Source organism: Enterobacter sp. BIDMC 26, assembly GCF_000534435.1.
GTDB lineage: Bacteria > Pseudomonadota > Gammaproteobacteria > Enterobacterales > Enterobacteriaceae > Enterobacter > Enterobacter ludwigii.
In genome coordinates this window covers 4,605,547-4,621,960 of record NZ_KI973182.1, presented here as the reverse complement: position 1 = coordinate 4,621,960, position 16,414 = coordinate 4,605,547, and the positions used below count along the sequence as shown (strand labels likewise).

Here is a 16,414-nt window from a genome sequence, read left to right as displayed (position 1 = left end):
GGGCAGCCGACGCTGCCTTTGCGCCCGGCAGGCAACGCGCTACCGGGCGTTTTGCTACTGATTCCGCGTCGCCCGTAGCAGCGTTTCCAGCGGATACACCGCCGCAATCACCACTTCATCCTGTATTTTCGCCGCGTTATCCAGCTCGCCCTGAATAGAGGCAATCTCGTTGTCATCCAGCGTCCCCTGACGCGCCACCAGATCCGTCAGCCGCAGGCCAATCGAGGCCAGCTTATCCACCTCCTGAATAACCGGTTTAATCGCCTTCAGTGCGTAGCTGTTTTCACTCAATGCCAGCGCATCGCTGGTGTTGCTTTGCCAGCGGTTGAAGACGTGGCGCAGCGCGTCGGCGCTTTCCGTGTCTTCCGCGTCGCTGACCAGGCGGTCAGCCCATTTGTTCATCTGGCGCACCGTGGCACTTTCGGCGTTGAGCGCATCAGCAAACCAGTTAAGCGGTTCGAACTGATGGTAATTTCCGGCCTGGAACTTAAGGTGCTGACGGGTGTAATACTGCGCCGGTTCGATTGCCTGCGCGAGGATTTGCAGCGGAAGGGTATCGGCGTTATTCGCCAGACGCGTGAACTGCACCTGCTGCTGAGTATGCTGCTGCAGCCCGACCGAGACCGTCGACCAGCTGTCCATCGCCTGCAGGCGGGTGTACATATTGTCGACATCGTTAACGTCCTGCGCGGACCATAACCGCTCCGCCACCGCAAAGGTGCGCGGCCACAGGCGGATATCCAGCACCGGTGCGACCACGTTTTCCGCCCACAGCGCGGCTTCCCCGCCGAGCAGGTTCACCTGATGAGCGGCGTCCGGTACCACCGGCGGGATGCCTTTGGGGATATCGTCCAGGCGCTTGCCGTCAATGGGATAGCGGGCATTGCCCACCAGGAAATAGCCGCTCAGCTTATCGTTGTCCACCGACACCACCGGGCGCGTTTCGCCCATCCAGGTATCGACGGTAAACGTCACCTGATTGTCGTCGCGCCACGCAATATCCTGTACCGCACGCCGGGATTTCCCGGCGAAATCAATAAATCCACGCCAGCCGGAATCCCCTTTCACCAGGGTGAAACTCCCCTCCACCGGCTTGCCTTTCAGACGCGGCATGGTGAATGACCAGCTTTGAGCGCTGTCGGTGTCGCCAATCACATCCTCGCCGTTTAACCCCTGCGGCACAATTTCATTGCGGTAGTGATAGGCGGTGGACTGGGGCTGATCGAGGTAAAAGCCGGTCGAGAGAATGCCTTTATAGCCCTTCTGCGCCACCTGCCCCAGCGCGTCCTGGCCCTGCCAGGACTGGATCAAGATGCTTTTTGGCAGATCAGGATGAGCAATTTCATCCCAGCCCACCATCTGCCGGTGGTGTTTTTCGAGGATATTTTCCAGCTTGCGGTTGAAATAGGCCTGCAGGGCGTGGCTGTCTGCCAGTGTGTTGTCGCGCATAAACTGCTGAATGGCGGCGTTCGCTTTCCACTGGGTGTCATCCACCTCATCGCCGCCTATGTGCAGATACGGATCGGGGAAGATCGCCGCCAGTTCACTGACCATCGCCTCCGCAAACTGATAGGTCGCCGCTTTTGTCGGATCCAGGACCGGTTTCAGCACGCCCCAGTGGCGTTCCATCACATACGGTCCCGGGGCGCTCATCAGTTCCGGGTAGGCCACGGCAATCGCCGAGGCGTGGCCCGGCATGTCGATCTCCGGCACCACGCGGATGCCGCGTTCGGTGGCATAGCGCACAACGTCGCGCATCTGTTCCGGCGTGTAAAACAGCCCGTCGCTGGCGAGCTGCGTGAGCTTTGGATAGCGTGTCGAGCTGAAGCGCCAGCCCTGATCGTCGGTCAAATGCCAGTGCAGCACGTTGAGTTTTGCCGCCGCCATACCGTCAATCTGCCGTTTGATATCCGGCAGCGGGATAAAGTGTCGTGCCGAGTCAAGCAGCAGCCCACGCCACGGGAAGCGGGGGGAATCCTCAATCGTGACCCACGGCAGGGAGGTGTTTTCCGCACCGTTTTGTATCAGCTGCAGCAGGGTTTCCATGGCGCGCAGCGCACCAAAACGGGTGTTGGCGGTGATATCCACGCCACTGGCATCGACCGTGAGCGTATAGCGCTCATCGCTGTCCGGCAGCGGCTGCGGCTTCACTTTTTTGGTAATGGCAATGCGGATGGTGGGCTTGTCCGGTTTAACGGCCTGCGGCTGTAGCGTCCAGCCGGTTTGCAGGGCGATGCGCTGGCGCAGACGGTTGACCGCGTCGCCGAGGTCGTCTCCGGTAACGCTGACGGAAAGGGTGTTGCTGAGTACCAGTGCGCCCTGCGTCGCGGGACGTTCAACCTTCGCAGGCCAGGGCATCAGGGGAAGGTCGCCTGCCGGAGCGGCAAACGCTGACGCGCCGAGCATCAGCCCGGCGGTTAAGAGACTGTACCGTAACATGAATGTTCCTTATCTGACGGGCCAAATAAAGGCAAAACATTCAGTTAACATGCGCTCATTTTGTCGTCAAGCGAATGCGCTGACGGAGATCACAGGTTGTTGAATTTGGGAGGAAACGTACCCCCTCTCCCGTGCCGGGAGAGGGGGGAAATCACTGCCACCCATACCGACGGCTATAGAAGCCTTTGACCATCTGCGTTAGCACCATGTAGCCCGCGAGGATCGCCACCAGCCACGGGAAGTAGCTCAGCGGCAGCGCCTGCAGCTGGAGGTAGCTGGCCAGCGGCGAGAACGGCAGTGCAATGCCGAGCGCCATCACGATGCCGGTCATGACAATCAGCGGCCACGCGGCCCGGCTCTGGATGAACGGGATGCGACGCGTACGGATCATATGCACAATCAGCGTTTGCGACAGCAGCCCTACCACGAACCAGCCGGACTGGAACAGCGTCTGGTGTTCCGGCGTGTTGGCATGGAACACAAACCACATCAGGCAGAAGGTCAGAATGTCGAAGATGGAGCTGATCGGGCCAAAGAACAGCATAAAGCGCCCCAGATCGGACGGGTTCCAGCGCTGCGGCTTCTGGATCTGCTCGTCGTCCACGTTATCAAACGGGATGGCGACCTGAGAGACATCGTACATCAGGTTCTGGATCAGTAGGTGCAGCGGCAGCATCGGCAGGAACGGCAGAAACGCACTCGCCACCAGCACGCTGAAAACGTTACCGAAGTTGGAACTGGCGGTCATCTTGATGTACTTCAGCATGTTGGCGAAGGTACGACGTCCCTCGATAACGCCCTCCTCCAGCACCATCAGGCTCTTTTCCAGCAGAATGATATCCGCCGCTTCACGGGCAATGTCCACCGCACCGTCTACGGAGATACCAATATCCGCCGCACGCAGGGCGGGCGCATCGTTAATGCCGTCGCCCATAAAGCCCACCACATGCCCTTCGCGACGCAGCAGGGTGACAATGCGCTCCTTGTGCATGGGTGTCAGCCGGGCGAACAGCGTGGTGCGCTGCGCAAGCGTAGCCAGCGCATCATCGGAGAGGGGCTCAATATCACTTCCCACAACGACGTCACCCGCATCCAGCCCCACTTCATGACACACTTTGGCGGCCACCAGCTCGCTGTCGCCGGTAAGGATTTTCACGGTGATGCCGCTGGCCTTTAACGCTTTCAGCGCAGGCGCGGTGGTCTCTTTCGGCGGATCGAGGAATGCGATATAACCCTCGAGGATCAGATCGGATTCGTCGATACGCTGATAGTCCCCTTCGCGTGCAGGCAGGAATTTGCTCGCCACCGCCACCACGCGCAGCCCCTGACGGTTCAGGTTATCGGTGACGCGCTTGATACGGCGCAGCATGGTTTCATCCAGCGGCACAATGTCGCCGTTATAGCGCACCTGGGTTGAGACATTGAGGATCTCCTGCAATGCGCCTTTGCAGATCAGCTGATGCACGTCCGGATGCTCGCTCACCACCACCGACATGCGGCGGCGCTCGAAGTCGAACGGGATCTCATCCACTTTCTGCCAGCGCCCGGAGAGCGTGCGGGCAGATTCTTCATCCACGCCTTCGAGCACGGCGACGTCGAGCAGGTTTTTCAGCCCGGTCTGGTAGTGGCTGTTCAACCAGGCGCTGTGTAGCACGCGATCGCTGGTTTTGCCGGCGATATCGGTGTGGTTCTCCAGCACAATTTTGTCCTGGGTCAGCGTGCCGGTTTTATCGGTGCAGAGAATGTCCATCGCGCCAAAGTTTTGAATGGCATCCAGGTGTTTGACGATCACTTTCTGTTTTGACAGTTTGACCGCCCCGCGCGCCAGCGTGGAGGTAACAATCATCGGCAGCATTTCAGGCGTTAACCCCACGGCGACGGAGAGCGCAAACAGCGCCGCTTCCCACCAGTCGCCCTTGGTATAGCCGTTGATCAGCAGCACAATCGGCGTCATCACCATCATAAAGCGGATCAGCAGCATGCTGACGCGGCCAATCCCCTTCTGGAAGGCATTCGGTTCGCTCTCCTGCTCGCTCACGCGCCCGGCCAGCTGTCCAAACCAGGTGTTGCCGCCGGTAGCGATGACCATTGCCTGCGCCGTGCCGCTGACCACCGTAGTGCCCATAAAGCAGAGGGTGTCACACTCGAGCGGGTTCATCTGCTGCGGGTCGCGGGTGCGCGCCACTTTTTCTACCGGCAGAGATTCGCCGGTCAGCGAGGCCTGCGCCACGAACAGATCCCGCGCCTGAAGAATACGTAAATCCGCGGGGATCATGTCGCCGGCCGCCAGCTTCACCAGATCGCCCGGCACCAGCTGGTCGATAGGCAGCTCAACCCAGGCGTTCTCCCCGAGATCGTTAATGACGCGCGAGACGGTTGCGGTGTTGCTTACCATCGCTTTCAGGGCGTCTGCCGCGCGGGTAGAGCGGGCCTCCTGAATAAAGTTCAGCAGCGTGGAGATCCCCACCATCAGGGCGATAACCCCGGCGGCAAACAGATCTTCGGTGGCATAGGAGATGATGCCAAGCACGGTCAGCAGCAGGTTGAACGGGTTACGGTAGCAGGTCCACAGATGCACCCACCACGGCGCCGGTTTTTGCGCCGGAATTTGGTTATCGCCATGCACGGCACGGATTTTTTCCACTTCCGCCGCGTTCAGCCCCTCCGGATGCCCGCCAAAGGCACGCCAGACTTCGTTTTCATCCATCGCCGCCACGTTCAGGCAGCGTTGGCTCAGGGAAGCAGGGATCGCTGCAGAGGCCATATTTTTGGCATTTGGCAGCGGGTCGCGCTGAACAAGACGATGTGGCAGGTGGCGGCTCAGCATCGCCTGCAGCTGCCGGGTGATATTTTTAAACATAGTCATTCCCCCGCGCCCGCAAACGCGGACACAGTATTTCCTGCAGGCGTGGCAAGGCCGTACCTGACAGGCACTTAATGTTTTAAGCAGGAACGTGCAGGACGTTGCTGCCTCACATACCGGTGAGACAGCACAAAGGCTGGCTTACCGGAAAGAAAGAACGCTCCCGTTCAGGAGAAGCGTGGGATCGGGATCCATGTCACCTCCGGTAAGTAAAAAAGTAGGGTGCCGCCGCGCAGTATAAGGATTTAACCGTACCGTTTGCGGCGATTCGGGCGGTATTATACTCCCCCGCAAATAAACCGAACGTAAACCAGACTTTGCCCATAGCGAAAACACGCTATAGCATTAGGCTCTACTGACCACGTTGTCATTGTTACAGGGAATACAGCATGCAGAACCGCCTTACGATAAAAGACATCGCGCGTTTAAGCGGCGTGGGGAAATCCACCGTATCGCGCGTGCTCAACAATGAGAGCGGTGTCAGCGAACGCACCCGCGAGCGCGTCGAGGCGGTAATGAATCAGCACGGTTTTTCCCCTTCCCGCTCTGCGCGCGCCATGCGCGGGCAAAGTGACAAAGTGGTTGCCATTATCGTCTCGCGTCTGGATTCCCTGTCCGAGAACCTCGCCGTTCAGACCATGCTGCCCGCCTTTTATGAGCAGGGCTACGACCCAATCATGATGGAGAGCCAGTTCTCCACGCAGCTGGTTGAAGAGCATCTGGGTATGCTCCAGCGGCGCAACATTGACGGCGTGGTGCTGTTCGGTTTTACCGGCATCAAAGAGGAGATGCTGAAGCCCTGGCAGGCGTCGATGGTGATGCTGGCGCGCGATGCCCACGGTTTTGCCTCCGTCTGTTACGACGATGAGGGGGCGATTATTACCCTGATGCAGCGTCTGTACGATAAAGGCCATCGCCATATCAGCTACCTCGGCGTACCGCATGCGGACGTTACCACCGGCAAGCGGCGTCACGAGGCCTACCTGACCTTCTGTAAACAGCACAACCTTTCCGCCGTCGCGTCTCTGCCGGGTCTGGGAATGAAACAGGGCTACGAGCAGGTCGCCAGCGTGCTGACCCCGCAGACCACGGCGCTGGTGTGCGCCACCGATACCCTGGCGCTGGGCGCGAGTAAATATCTTCAGGAGCAACGCATAGAGGGACTGCAGATCGCGAGCGTAGGCAGTACGCCGCTGATGAAGTTTCTGCACCCGGAGATTATCACCGTCGATCCGGGCTACGCCGAGTCAGGCAGGCAGGCCGCTGCACAGCTGATCGAGCAGATCAACGGGCGTGCTGAGCCGCGTCAGATCGTGATTCCCGCCCACCTTTCATAACCCTCGCTTATCAGTTTATTGTGATCTTCGCCCGATTTCGGGAACGTTCCCATTTTCGCCGTCACGCTGAAGGAGTAGGCTTGCGCTCAGGTCATTACCCCCCTCACCATCGGTCATGAGGTTTCATGATGAGTAAAGTCAAACAAGAAGATATCGACCAGTTGATTGTCCTGGTAGGCGGCCGTGAAAACATCGCGACCGTCAGCCATTGCATTACCCGCCTGCGCTTCGTGCTGAACGATCCGGCCAAAGCCGATCCGAAAGCCATTGAAGCGCTTTCCATGGTCAAAGGCTGCTTTACCAACGCCGGTCAGTTCCAGGTCGTCATCGGTACCGAAGTGGGCGATTACTATCAGGCTCTGCTGGCGACAACCGGGCACAGTTCAGCCGATAAAGAGCAAGCCAAGAAAGCTGCACGCCAGAATATGAAATGGCACGAGCAGTTAATTTCCCACTTCGCGGAGATTTTCTTCCCGCTGCTCCCGGCGCTGATCAGCGGCGGTCTGATTCTGGGCTTCCGCAACGTTATCGGTGATGTGCCGATGAGCGACGGCAAAACCCTGGCGCAGATGTACCCGGCGCTGAAAACCGTTTACGACTTCCTGTGGCTGATTGGCGAAGCGATCTTCTTCTATCTGCCTGTCGGGATTTGCTGGTCAGCGGTGCGCAAAATGGGCGGTACGCCGATTCTGGGTATCGTGCTGGGCGTCACGCTGGTCTCTCCACAGTTAATGAACGCTTACTTACTTGGTCAGCAGGTGCCTGAGGTGTGGAACTTCGGTCTGTTCACCATCGCGAAAGTGGGCTATCAGGCGCAGGTGATCCCAGCCTTGCTGGCCGGTCTGACGCTGGGCTTTATTGAAACGCGCCTGAAACGCATCGTACCGGATTACCTCTATCTGGTGGTGGTGCCGGTCTGCTCCCTTATTCTGGCCGTCTTCCTCGCCCATGCGTTTATCGGTCCGTTTGGTCGCATGATTGGCGACGGCGTTGCCTTCGCGGTACGTCACCTGATGACCGGCAGCTTCGCGCCGATTGGTGCCATGCTGTTTGGCTTCCTGTACGCCCCACTGGTGATCACCGGCGTGCACCAGACCACGCTGGCGATTGATATGCAGATGATTCAGAGCCTGGGCGGTACGCCGGTCTGGCCTATCATCGCGCTGTCTAACATTGCGCAGGCCTCGGCGGTCACGGGCATTATCCTGGTCAGCCGCAAGCATAACGAGCGTGAGATTTCTGTTCCGGCCGCCATCTCCGCCTACCTCGGCGTTACCGAACCGGCGATGTACGGTATCAACCTGAAATACCGCTTCCCGATGCTGTGCGCGATGATCGGCTCCGGTCTGGCAGGCCTGGTATGCGGTCTGTACGGTGTGATGGCGAACGGGATCGGTGTCGGCGGTCTGCCTGGTATTCTCTCCATCCAGCCCGCATTCTGGCAGGTGTTTTCCCTGGCGATGGTCATCGCGATTGTCGTCCCAATGGCTCTCACCACCGTGGTTTACCAGCGTAAGTACCGTCAGGGCGCGCTGCAGATTGTTTAACTTCATCTTTCGGGGCGCAGTTGCGCCCCTTCGCATTTGCAGGAACGCATTATGAATACCCTTCCTCACTGGTGGCAGAACGGCGTTATCTACCAGATCTATCCAAAGAGTTTTCAGGACACGACGGGCAGCGGTACCGGCGATTTACGCGGCGTCACGCAACGGCTGGACTACCTGCAAACCCTCGGCATCGACGCCATCTGGCTGACGCCGTTTTATATTTCCCCGCAGGTAGATAACGGGTACGACGTGGCGAATTACACCGCCATCGACCCGGCCTACGGCACGCTGGATGATTTTGACGAGCTGGTCGCGCAGGCCCATCAACGCGGCATTCGTATCGTGCTGGATATGGTGTTCAATCACACCTCAACGCAGCACGCCTGGTTCCGGGAATCGCTGAATAAAGAGAGCCCGTATCGCCAGTTCTACATCTGGCGCGACGGTACGCCGGAACAACTGCCCAATAACTGGCGCTCCAAATTTGGCGGCAACGCCTGGCGCTGGCACGCCGAGAGCGAGCAGTACTATCTGCACCTGTTCGCCCCCGAGCAGGCGGACCTCAACTGGGAAAACCCGCAGGTGCGCGCCGAACTGAAAAAGGTGTGCGAGTTCTGGGCCGACCGTGGCGTGGACGGTTTACGCCTCGATGTGATTAACCTGATTTCCAAAGACCAGGATTTCCCGGATGACGCCGTGGGCGATGGCCGTCGCTTCTATACCGACGGACCGCGCATTCATGAGTATCTTCAGGAGATGAGCCGCGATGTCTTTACCCCGCGAAACCTGATGACGGTAGGTGAGATGTCGTCGACCTCGCTGGAAAACTGTCAGCAATACGCCTCTCTCGACGGGCGCGAGCTGTCGATGACCTTCAACTTCCACCACCTGAAAGTGGATTACCCCGGCGGCGAAAAGTGGACCCTGGCCAGGCCGGACTTCGTGGCGCTGAAAACCCTCTTCCGCCACTGGCAGCAGGGCATGCACAACAAAGCCTGGAACGCGCTGTTCTGGTGTAACCACGATCAGCCGCGCATTGTGTCGCGCTTTGGCGATGAAGGAGAGTACCGTCCCCACGCCGCGAAAATGCTCGGCATGGTGCTGCACGGAATGCAGGGCACCCCGTATATTTACCAGGGCGAAGAGCTGGGTATGACCAACCCACACTTCAGCCGTATAACCGATTACCGCGACGTTGAAAGCCTTAATATGTTCGCTGAACTGCGGGCCAACGGTCGCGCCCCTGAAGAATTGCTGGCTATTCTGGCGAGTAAATCCCGCGATAATGGCCGCACGCCAATGCAGTGGGATGCCACACACAGTGCGGGCTTTACCGAGGGTGAGCCGTGGATTGGCGTTTGCGACAATTACGAGACGGTCAATGCCCGTGCCGCACTGGACGATACTGATTCGGTGTTTTACACCTACCAGACGCTGATTCGCCTGCGCAAAACCCTGCCGGTGCTGACGTGGGGAGATTATGAAGATCTGCTGCCCGACCACCCTTCCCTGTGGTGCTATCGCCGGCGGTCGCAGGGCCAGACGCTGATGGTGGTGGCAAACCTGAGCCGTGAGCGCCAGCAATGGGTTCCCGCGTCGGTACAGGGAGCCTGGCGGGTCGCACTGAGCAACTATGCGGATGCTCCCCCTCAGCCCGACAACCTGCTGTTGCGCCCGTTTGAAGCCATCTGGTGGATACAGGAATAACCCTCAAGAGATACAGCCTGCTGTATCTCTTTTTTTATGTTTAGCGATACGCTAAATGTACGACGATAACTTTTACTTCACGGTGTGCCAAAATAAGAATAGCCCTGCCATTTAAATAACCTCGGCAGGACATTATGAAAAAGACAATTATTAAAGCAACATGTATTAGCGCATTATTATTAAGTACCCAGGGATGGTGCGGAAATACCTCCGTCGATCTTCGCTTTGGTCATAATACGCGCTCAGACGTAAATGATTCACGTATTAAAGTGATGCATCAGGCTGATAACGGTTTTTACTTCTCCGTCGAAGCGGCGCAAAACCATAACGATACGTTCTTTGGTGATACCGACCGATATAATCCGGACGAAAAAGGGTTAACGGAGGCAGCACAGGAAATCGAAACGCGCTGGCGTTTTGATCTGGGAAATGGGTTCGCCATCGCGCCAGGGATGGTGACCGTCTTTACCGCCAGCAATACGCATTACCGCCCCTTCATCCAGGGCTGGAAAACGTTCGATAACGGCCTGAACCTGTCTGCCCGCTACCGCTATAACACCGTTAACGATGCGCACAGCGACAAACGCCTGGACGGCAGCGGCTACACCCGCCGCGAGTCGCACCAGTTCGACCTGTGGTTCGCGTACAACATCGGGAAATTCGGCATGTCCTATAACCCGCGCTTCCGCTGGCAGGATAATGTCGATCAGGGAACCGGGGATGATACCTACTGGGAGCACACCGTAGCGTTCAACTACAAGCTCGACGACGGCTGGACGCCTTACGTCGAACTGGTGTCGCTGGATAAAACCTACCTTACTCAGGATGGCAATCATGAAAATGATTACGCCATTCGTCTGGGTATCGTGAAACAGCTCTGACGGCCTGCCTACTCCGTATCGTGCTGCAGAAGCCTGCAGCCGATACGATCGACGGCGCTTAACAGGTCCAGCTGTCCCTCTCGCTGATATAAAGAGACGGCATTTATATCAATCGACAACGGCCAGCACAGCGTAGAAAGCCCGGCCAGCGTCGAACCCTGACGGGTAATCGCAATAATCTTTAGCCCCTTACGCAGGGCGTTACGCGCCATTTCTATCAGCGACTGCGTCTCCCCGGATTTACTGATCAACACCAGCGTGCCCTTCGATACCCGGGTCAACTGGTGCATATCATTCAGAATCAGGTGCGGCAGGCTCGCCAGTGACAAAAAACGCGACAGGTAGTTGAGGCTGGTGAGAGATGCCCCGCGTGCATATAAATAGATATGGCTGGAATGGGTCAGTAACCGGGACACGTCCACCACGATATCGTCTGCCTGCAGCCCCATCGCAGGCTCGGCAGGGACAGACGTAAAATGGTCGCGTAAAAACCGATAGCGAAGCTCGGTATAGCTTTTATAGCCCATTTTCTTACAGACACGATTCACCGAGGTGGTTGTCGTAAAAGTATCACGCGCAATCTCTTTTGCCGATATATCAGAAATATTGCGTGCGTGGTGCTGAATGTATTCAAATATCAACCGTTCACTTCCCTGAAATGAATTCATTTATTACGTCCTGTTAAAACCTAACAGGATATTAGCAGAATAGCGAAATAGTCTCTGGAAGGCGCTTCACATATTGCAACATAGCGTATGACGATACGTAATTAGTATTAGCAAACCTTAAACACTGTTTTAAGTTCTCTTTATACTTTCGCTATTTTCACACCCAGGGAATTATTACAATGATGAATCAAAAAATTATCGCTGTAACGGCTTGTCCTACAGGGATCGCGCACACGTTTATGGCGGCAAGTAAAATTATTGCATGGGCAAAAGAGCATAATATTGAGGTCAAGGTCGAAACGCAGGGCAGCGACGGCGTAAAAAACAGATTAACAAAACAGGATATTGCCTCCGCCACGGCCATTATTCTTGCAACCGACGTTCCCATTCAGGACGCAGAACGTTTTGAACACGTTCCTCACCTTCAGACCCGCACGCAGGAGCTGATTAAAAATACCGACCGCTACCTGCGTCAGGCGCTGGCCATGCAGAAAAACGTCACCACTGTGGCGGACGAAGACGCCATTCAGCGTTCGGCTTACCAGATTTTTATCGGCCATATCATGGCGGCCATCAGCTATATGTTACCGGTCGTGGTGATGGGCGGCCTGATGATGGCGACGGCCAAAATTACCGGGCAGTTTATAAACATTGAGCATTCGCCGTTCAGCGTGCTGGATAAAATGGGCTTTATGACCATCAAGTTCATGTACCCGGTCTTTGCGATGTATCTGGCCTTTTCCATTGCCGGTAAACCGGCGCTGATCCCCGGACTGATCGGCGGCATCATGTCAGATGAGGTCTACAAACGCTTCTTTGATATTGAAGGCTTTATGCCCTCCGGCTTTTTCGGCGCAATTGGCATCGGCTTTTTTGTCGGCTATCTGGTGCGCTGGCTGAATGATGCCATTCACGTCCGACAGCAGCTTACCACCCTAAAAACCATGCTGGTCGTTCCGCTGATCACCGGTATTACGCTGGTGATGGTAATGGAATATCTGATCAACCCGATTTTTGGTTCGCTTAACCAGCTGATGGTGGTCTTTTTTACCTCGGCGGGTGATACCGGACGCGGCTTCTATTCGGCCATGATCGCCGCGGGTACCGCGTTCGATCTCGGCGGCCCGGTCAACAAGGCGGCAGGATCGGTCGCGCTCGGCCTGAACGGCATGAGCGAGACTTTTGATTTAACCGCCCGCGAGCTCTCCATCGTGATTCCTTCTATTGGGGTAGGCCTCGCCGCGTTCCTCAATGGGCGTTTTGGCCTGCCGGACGTGTTCAGCCGTGAAGAGAAAACCGTTGGCAGCACTTCGTTATTGCTGGGCTTTATCGGTATTTCAGAAGGCGCTATCCCGTTCATCCTGAAAAACCCACGCCTGATCCCCGTGTTCATGACAGGAGCCGTCGCGGGTGCGCTGGTGGCGATTACCCTCGGCGTGAAGCAGACGTTGCCCCTGCCGGCTATCTGGGGCTGGCCGCTGGCGACCAATGTGGTCGGGTACCTGGCAAGCGTCTTTATTGGCGCACTGATTTGCGCCCTGGGCGTGCTTTATCTCAGCCCAAAGAACGCCAGATAAGGAGAGCGCAATGAGCCAGATCCACGTCATAGCCCATACCCACTGGGATCAGGAGTGGTATTTCACCCGCCAGGACAGCATGGTGCTGGCGTCATATAACTTTGCGGAGGTCATCGAGACGCTGGAGCAGGACCCGGCCTGGCAGTGCTATCACCTTGACGGGCAGATGGCGGTGGTGGATGACTTTCTCGCCATCAATCCCGATTACCGGCCCCGGCTGGAAAAACTGGTCAGGGAGAAAAGCGTGTTTGTCGGGCCGTGGTTCACCCAGACGGATACCTACAACGTTCACGGCGAATCGATTATCCGCAATCTCAAATACGGCATCTTCGCCGCTCGGGCGCTGGGGCATGCCATGCAGGTCGGTTATCTGCCGGATACCTTTGGGCATAACGCGCAGATGCCCACGATTTTGCAGGGCTGCAATATCGATAACATCGTTTTCTGGCGCGGTATCGACCACGACACTCAGGCCAAAAACAGCCAGTTTCTCTGGCGCGCGCCCTCAGGTGCAACCATCTTCGCCTGTGCAATGGCGCTGGGGTATGGTGCGGCCAAGAACATGCGCGCGGAGGCCAGCCATCTGCACGGCAAGATCTACCCGATGGTGGATCTGCTGCGTTCACGGTCGCAGATTGACGACCTGCTCCTGCCCTGCGGCGGCGATCAGGTCAGCATCGACCCGGCGCTGCCGCATATCCTGCAGGCTGCCAGCGCGCACTCTCCCACGCAGGACCGTTACGTCCTCAGCTCGCTGGAGCAGTACGTCGCTCTGCTGCGCACAAAACGGGAACAACTGGCATTATGGGAAGGTGAGCTGAAATCGCCGCGCTACACCCGCATTCACAAAACGATCGGGTCTGTGCGTTACGATATCAAAAAGAAAAATGCCGACATTGAGCAGTTCATCCTGCGACAGCTGGAGCCCACCATCGCCATGGCGCGTCATCAGGGCATTCCGGTCACGCTCCCGATTGTGGACACCCTCTGGAAGAAGCTTCTGCGAAGCCATGCCCACGACTCCATGGGCGGCTGCAACAGCGATGCCACTAACCGCGACATTCTTCATCGACTCGAGCAGACAGAGCAGCTTTGTCACAGCCTGTGGAATCTGGTGGTGAAGTCACTGGCCGCCACATGCTGTCAGGAGGGTGACCTGCTCATTTTCAACCCGCTGGCCACCCCGACCCGCTGCGTGATCCACACCACCCTGTACAGTCGGGCCGACAATATCACCCTGACGTATCAGGGCCAGCCGCTGCCCTTCGACGTTCTGGAATGCGAGACGTTACCCGGAGGAACGGCCATCTCCCTCACCTGTGAGGGTGAACGCGAAACGCACCTTCCGCCTTATTTCCGCTGGCATGTTGTTCTGCAGACGCCTCTCCTGCCGCCGGTGGGCTATATCACCGTCAACCTAAAAGACACGCCGGCTCCGTTTGCCAGGACCCGCGCCGCGAAAGGAGAGGCGATAGAGAATACGGTTTATCGACTGACGCTGGAGGCCGGTACGCTGGTGCTTGAAGACAAACGCAACGCCAGGCGCATCACGTCGTTATTCAGTCTTGAAGACTGCGCGGATGCCGGAGACAGCTATGATTTCTCGCCGCTCGCGGGCGATGTACCGACGCGCTGCGCGCATTTCACGCTGATCGACTGCAGCAAAACCCCTCTTTGCCAAACGATGGTGCTTGAGGCGGTCATGTCGCTGCCGCCGGATCTCGCTGGACGCCGGGAAAATACCCGCACGCCGTTATCGATACGCATAGTGTGCGAGTTACGTCACGACGATCCGAACCTGCATGTTGATAGCTCGCTGGTAAACAGCCACTGCGATCACCGGCTGCGTTTACTGATCAACAGCGATATTTGCACCCGTCACTCCCTCGCCTCGCAGCCGTTCTCGATAATCGAGCGCGAAACGGGGTACGACGATACTCACTGGCAGGAGCGCTATCGTGAGAAGCCCGTGGATATCGAAACCAGCGAGGGCATTATCGCTATCGCGCAAGCGGGCAAAGCGCTGGTCGTGAATAGCCGCGGCATGAAAGAGTTTCAGGTTATTGGAAGCGATCCGGCAGTCATTGCCCTGACCTTATTCAAATCAACCGGCGTACTGGGGCGCAGCGATCTTGACTGGCGACCTGGCCGGGCGTCTGGCATTAACAATACGGTGGTCGACACGCCCGATGCGCAGCTGCTCAAACCGCTGCACTTTTCCTTCACCGTGGCGCTGGCCGATAACGCAGACCATCTGACGCTGCGCCAGCTGGAGAATCAGGCGACGGGTCACCCCTTCACCTATCAACGGCAAACGCTGCATACCCTCGATAACCGGCTTGAGCGTTTTTCGCTGCGCCTGCCCGAACGCACGCTGCCGGCAGAATTTTCGTTATTCGCCTTACCGGAACCGCTCGTTCTTTCAGCCCTGCCTCATGCGCAACGATCGCCTGGCACGATCGCCCGCGTGTTCAACGCCGGGACGCAGCCTGTCCCTGTTCCGGCTGGCCTGGCAGAGCGTCCCCAGCTCAATTATCTGGAAGAACACGTGCCATCGGTGACGACGATCCCTCCTTCTGCGACCTGTGATTTTTTGATTGAGGCTTAACATGAACTTGCTTGAACTCACGCACCCCGAACTGGTGTTTATTAACCCACCCTGCCGCACGCCTGAAGCGCTGATCCGCTGGCTCTCCGAACCGCTTGTCGGGCGAAACGTCATCACCGATAAAGACGCCTTTATCCAGAGCGTCTTACACCGCGAAAGTGAAGGTCCCACCGCGCTGGGCGAAGCGCTGGCCGTTCCGCACGGTAAATCAGACGCGGTGCAGCAGGCGGCGTTTTGCCTGGCGCTTTTTGATGAGCCGGTTATCTGGCCGGGGCTGGAAGGCGATGAAGCGGTCAGGATGGTTTTTCTGCTCGCCATCCCGCACGCCGAGGCCGGCAGTACGCATATGCAGCTGCTGACGACGCTGACCAGTTCGCTGGCGGAAGAGCGCGTGCGTAACGCGCTTCTGGCGGCGCGTACCGGCGAAGAAGCGTTGTCCGCGTTGCGCAGAGAAACGCCACAAAACGCGGACGCCGAACCCGGGCGCTCACTTGTTATCCCGCTGATACTGGGGAGTATTGCGGCGGCAGCCTTTCTCCAGGCCGGACTGAACTGGGCATGCGGTGTGAGTTAACCGACTGGCGCTCGGCACATGCTGCTGAGCGCTTGTTTTTGTTGAATAATTAATCAGAATTTTCCCTCTCGTCTTTACAAACGCTGGAGTGCCCGTCGTTTGTACTCTCGTCTTTTTACTTTGTTCTGAATCAAATAAATCGCAAACATGTTTGATGCAAATCACTATATGTAGCACTTAAAATGCACGCCGACCCAACATATTGTATTTATC

Annotated in this window: 10 protein-coding genes; 7 read left to right on the top strand and 3 right to left on the bottom strand. The window is 57.3% G+C overall.

Annotated features, from left to right (window positions below):
* Nucleotides 1–54: 54 nt before the first annotated feature.
* Nucleotides 55–2,439 carry a beta-N-acetylhexosaminidase gene (locus L462_RS01970; protein ID WP_032679524.1) on the bottom strand — a complete coding sequence of 795 codons (2,385 nt, stop codon included), beginning with the start codon at nt 2,437–2,439 and terminating at the stop codon, nt 55–57.
* 151 nt (nt 2,440–2,590) lie between these two features.
* Entirely contained in the window at nt 2,591–5,299 is a 2,709-nt protein-coding gene (gene mgtA / locus L462_RS01975; RefSeq protein ID WP_020885394.1) for a magnesium-translocating P-type ATPase, read from the bottom strand.
* A gap of 392 nt (nt 5,300–5,691) precedes the next feature.
* On the opposite strand from mgtA, the gene treR reads away from it, so the two are divergent.
* The 4 genes from treR to L462_RS01995 all read left to right on the top strand — a co-directional run bounded on the left by treR (nt 5,692) and on the right by L462_RS01995 (nt 10,774).
* Nucleotides 5,692–6,639, top strand: a complete 948-nt coding sequence (treR, locus tag L462_RS01980) for a trehalose operon repressor TreR (RefSeq protein ID WP_014168396.1) — start codon at nt 5,692–5,694, stop codon at nt 6,637–6,639.
* A 128-nt stretch (nt 6,640–6,767) separates the two neighbouring features.
* A complete protein-coding gene (gene treB, locus L462_RS01985; protein WP_025205752.1) occupies nt 6,768–8,186 on the top strand; it encodes a PTS trehalose transporter subunit IIBC in 1,419 nt (472 codons plus the stop codon).
* Between the two features lie 51 nt (nt 8,187–8,237).
* Nucleotides 8,238–9,893, top strand: coding sequence for an alpha,alpha-phosphotrehalase (gene treC, locus L462_RS01990; protein WP_032679523.1), 1,656 nt, complete (start codon nt 8,238–8,240; stop codon nt 9,891–9,893).
* A 134-nt stretch (nt 9,894–10,027) separates the two neighbouring features.
* Nucleotides 10,028–10,774 carry an oligogalacturonate-specific porin KdgM family protein gene (locus tag L462_RS01995; protein WP_032679522.1) on the top strand — a complete coding sequence of 249 codons (747 nt, stop codon included), beginning with the start codon at nt 10,028–10,030 and terminating at the stop codon, nt 10,772–10,774.
* 8 nt (nt 10,775–10,782) lie between these two features.
* Here L462_RS01995 and L462_RS02000 read toward each other — a convergent pair whose 3' ends face one another.
* Nucleotides 10,783–11,442 (bottom strand): MurR/RpiR family transcriptional regulator, encoded by a 660-nt coding sequence (locus tag L462_RS02000; RefSeq protein WP_032679520.1) that lies wholly within the window; start codon nt 11,440–11,442, stop codon nt 10,783–10,785.
* 179 nt (nt 11,443–11,621) lie between these two features.
* On the opposite strand from L462_RS02000, the gene L462_RS02005 reads away from it, so the two are divergent.
* Genes L462_RS02005 through L462_RS02015 form a run of 3 tightly spaced genes read left to right on the top strand, consistent with a single transcriptional unit; the run spans nt 11,622 to nt 16,201 of the window.
* Nucleotides 11,622–13,019, top strand: a complete 1,398-nt coding sequence (locus L462_RS02005) for a PTS fructose transporter subunit IIC (protein WP_072031469.1) — start codon at nt 11,622–11,624, stop codon at nt 13,017–13,019.
* 10 nt (nt 13,020–13,029) lie between these two features.
* Complete coding sequence (locus tag L462_RS02010; protein ID WP_032679518.1) at nt 13,030–15,627, top strand: glycoside hydrolase family 38 N-terminal domain-containing protein; 2,598 nt, start codon at nt 13,030–13,032, stop codon at nt 15,625–15,627.
* Between the two features lies 1 nt (nt 15,628).
* Nucleotides 15,629–16,201, top strand: coding sequence for a PTS sugar transporter subunit IIA (locus tag L462_RS02015; protein ID WP_032679517.1), 573 nt, complete (start codon nt 15,629–15,631; stop codon nt 16,199–16,201).
* Nucleotides 16,202–16,414 lie beyond the last annotated feature (213 nt).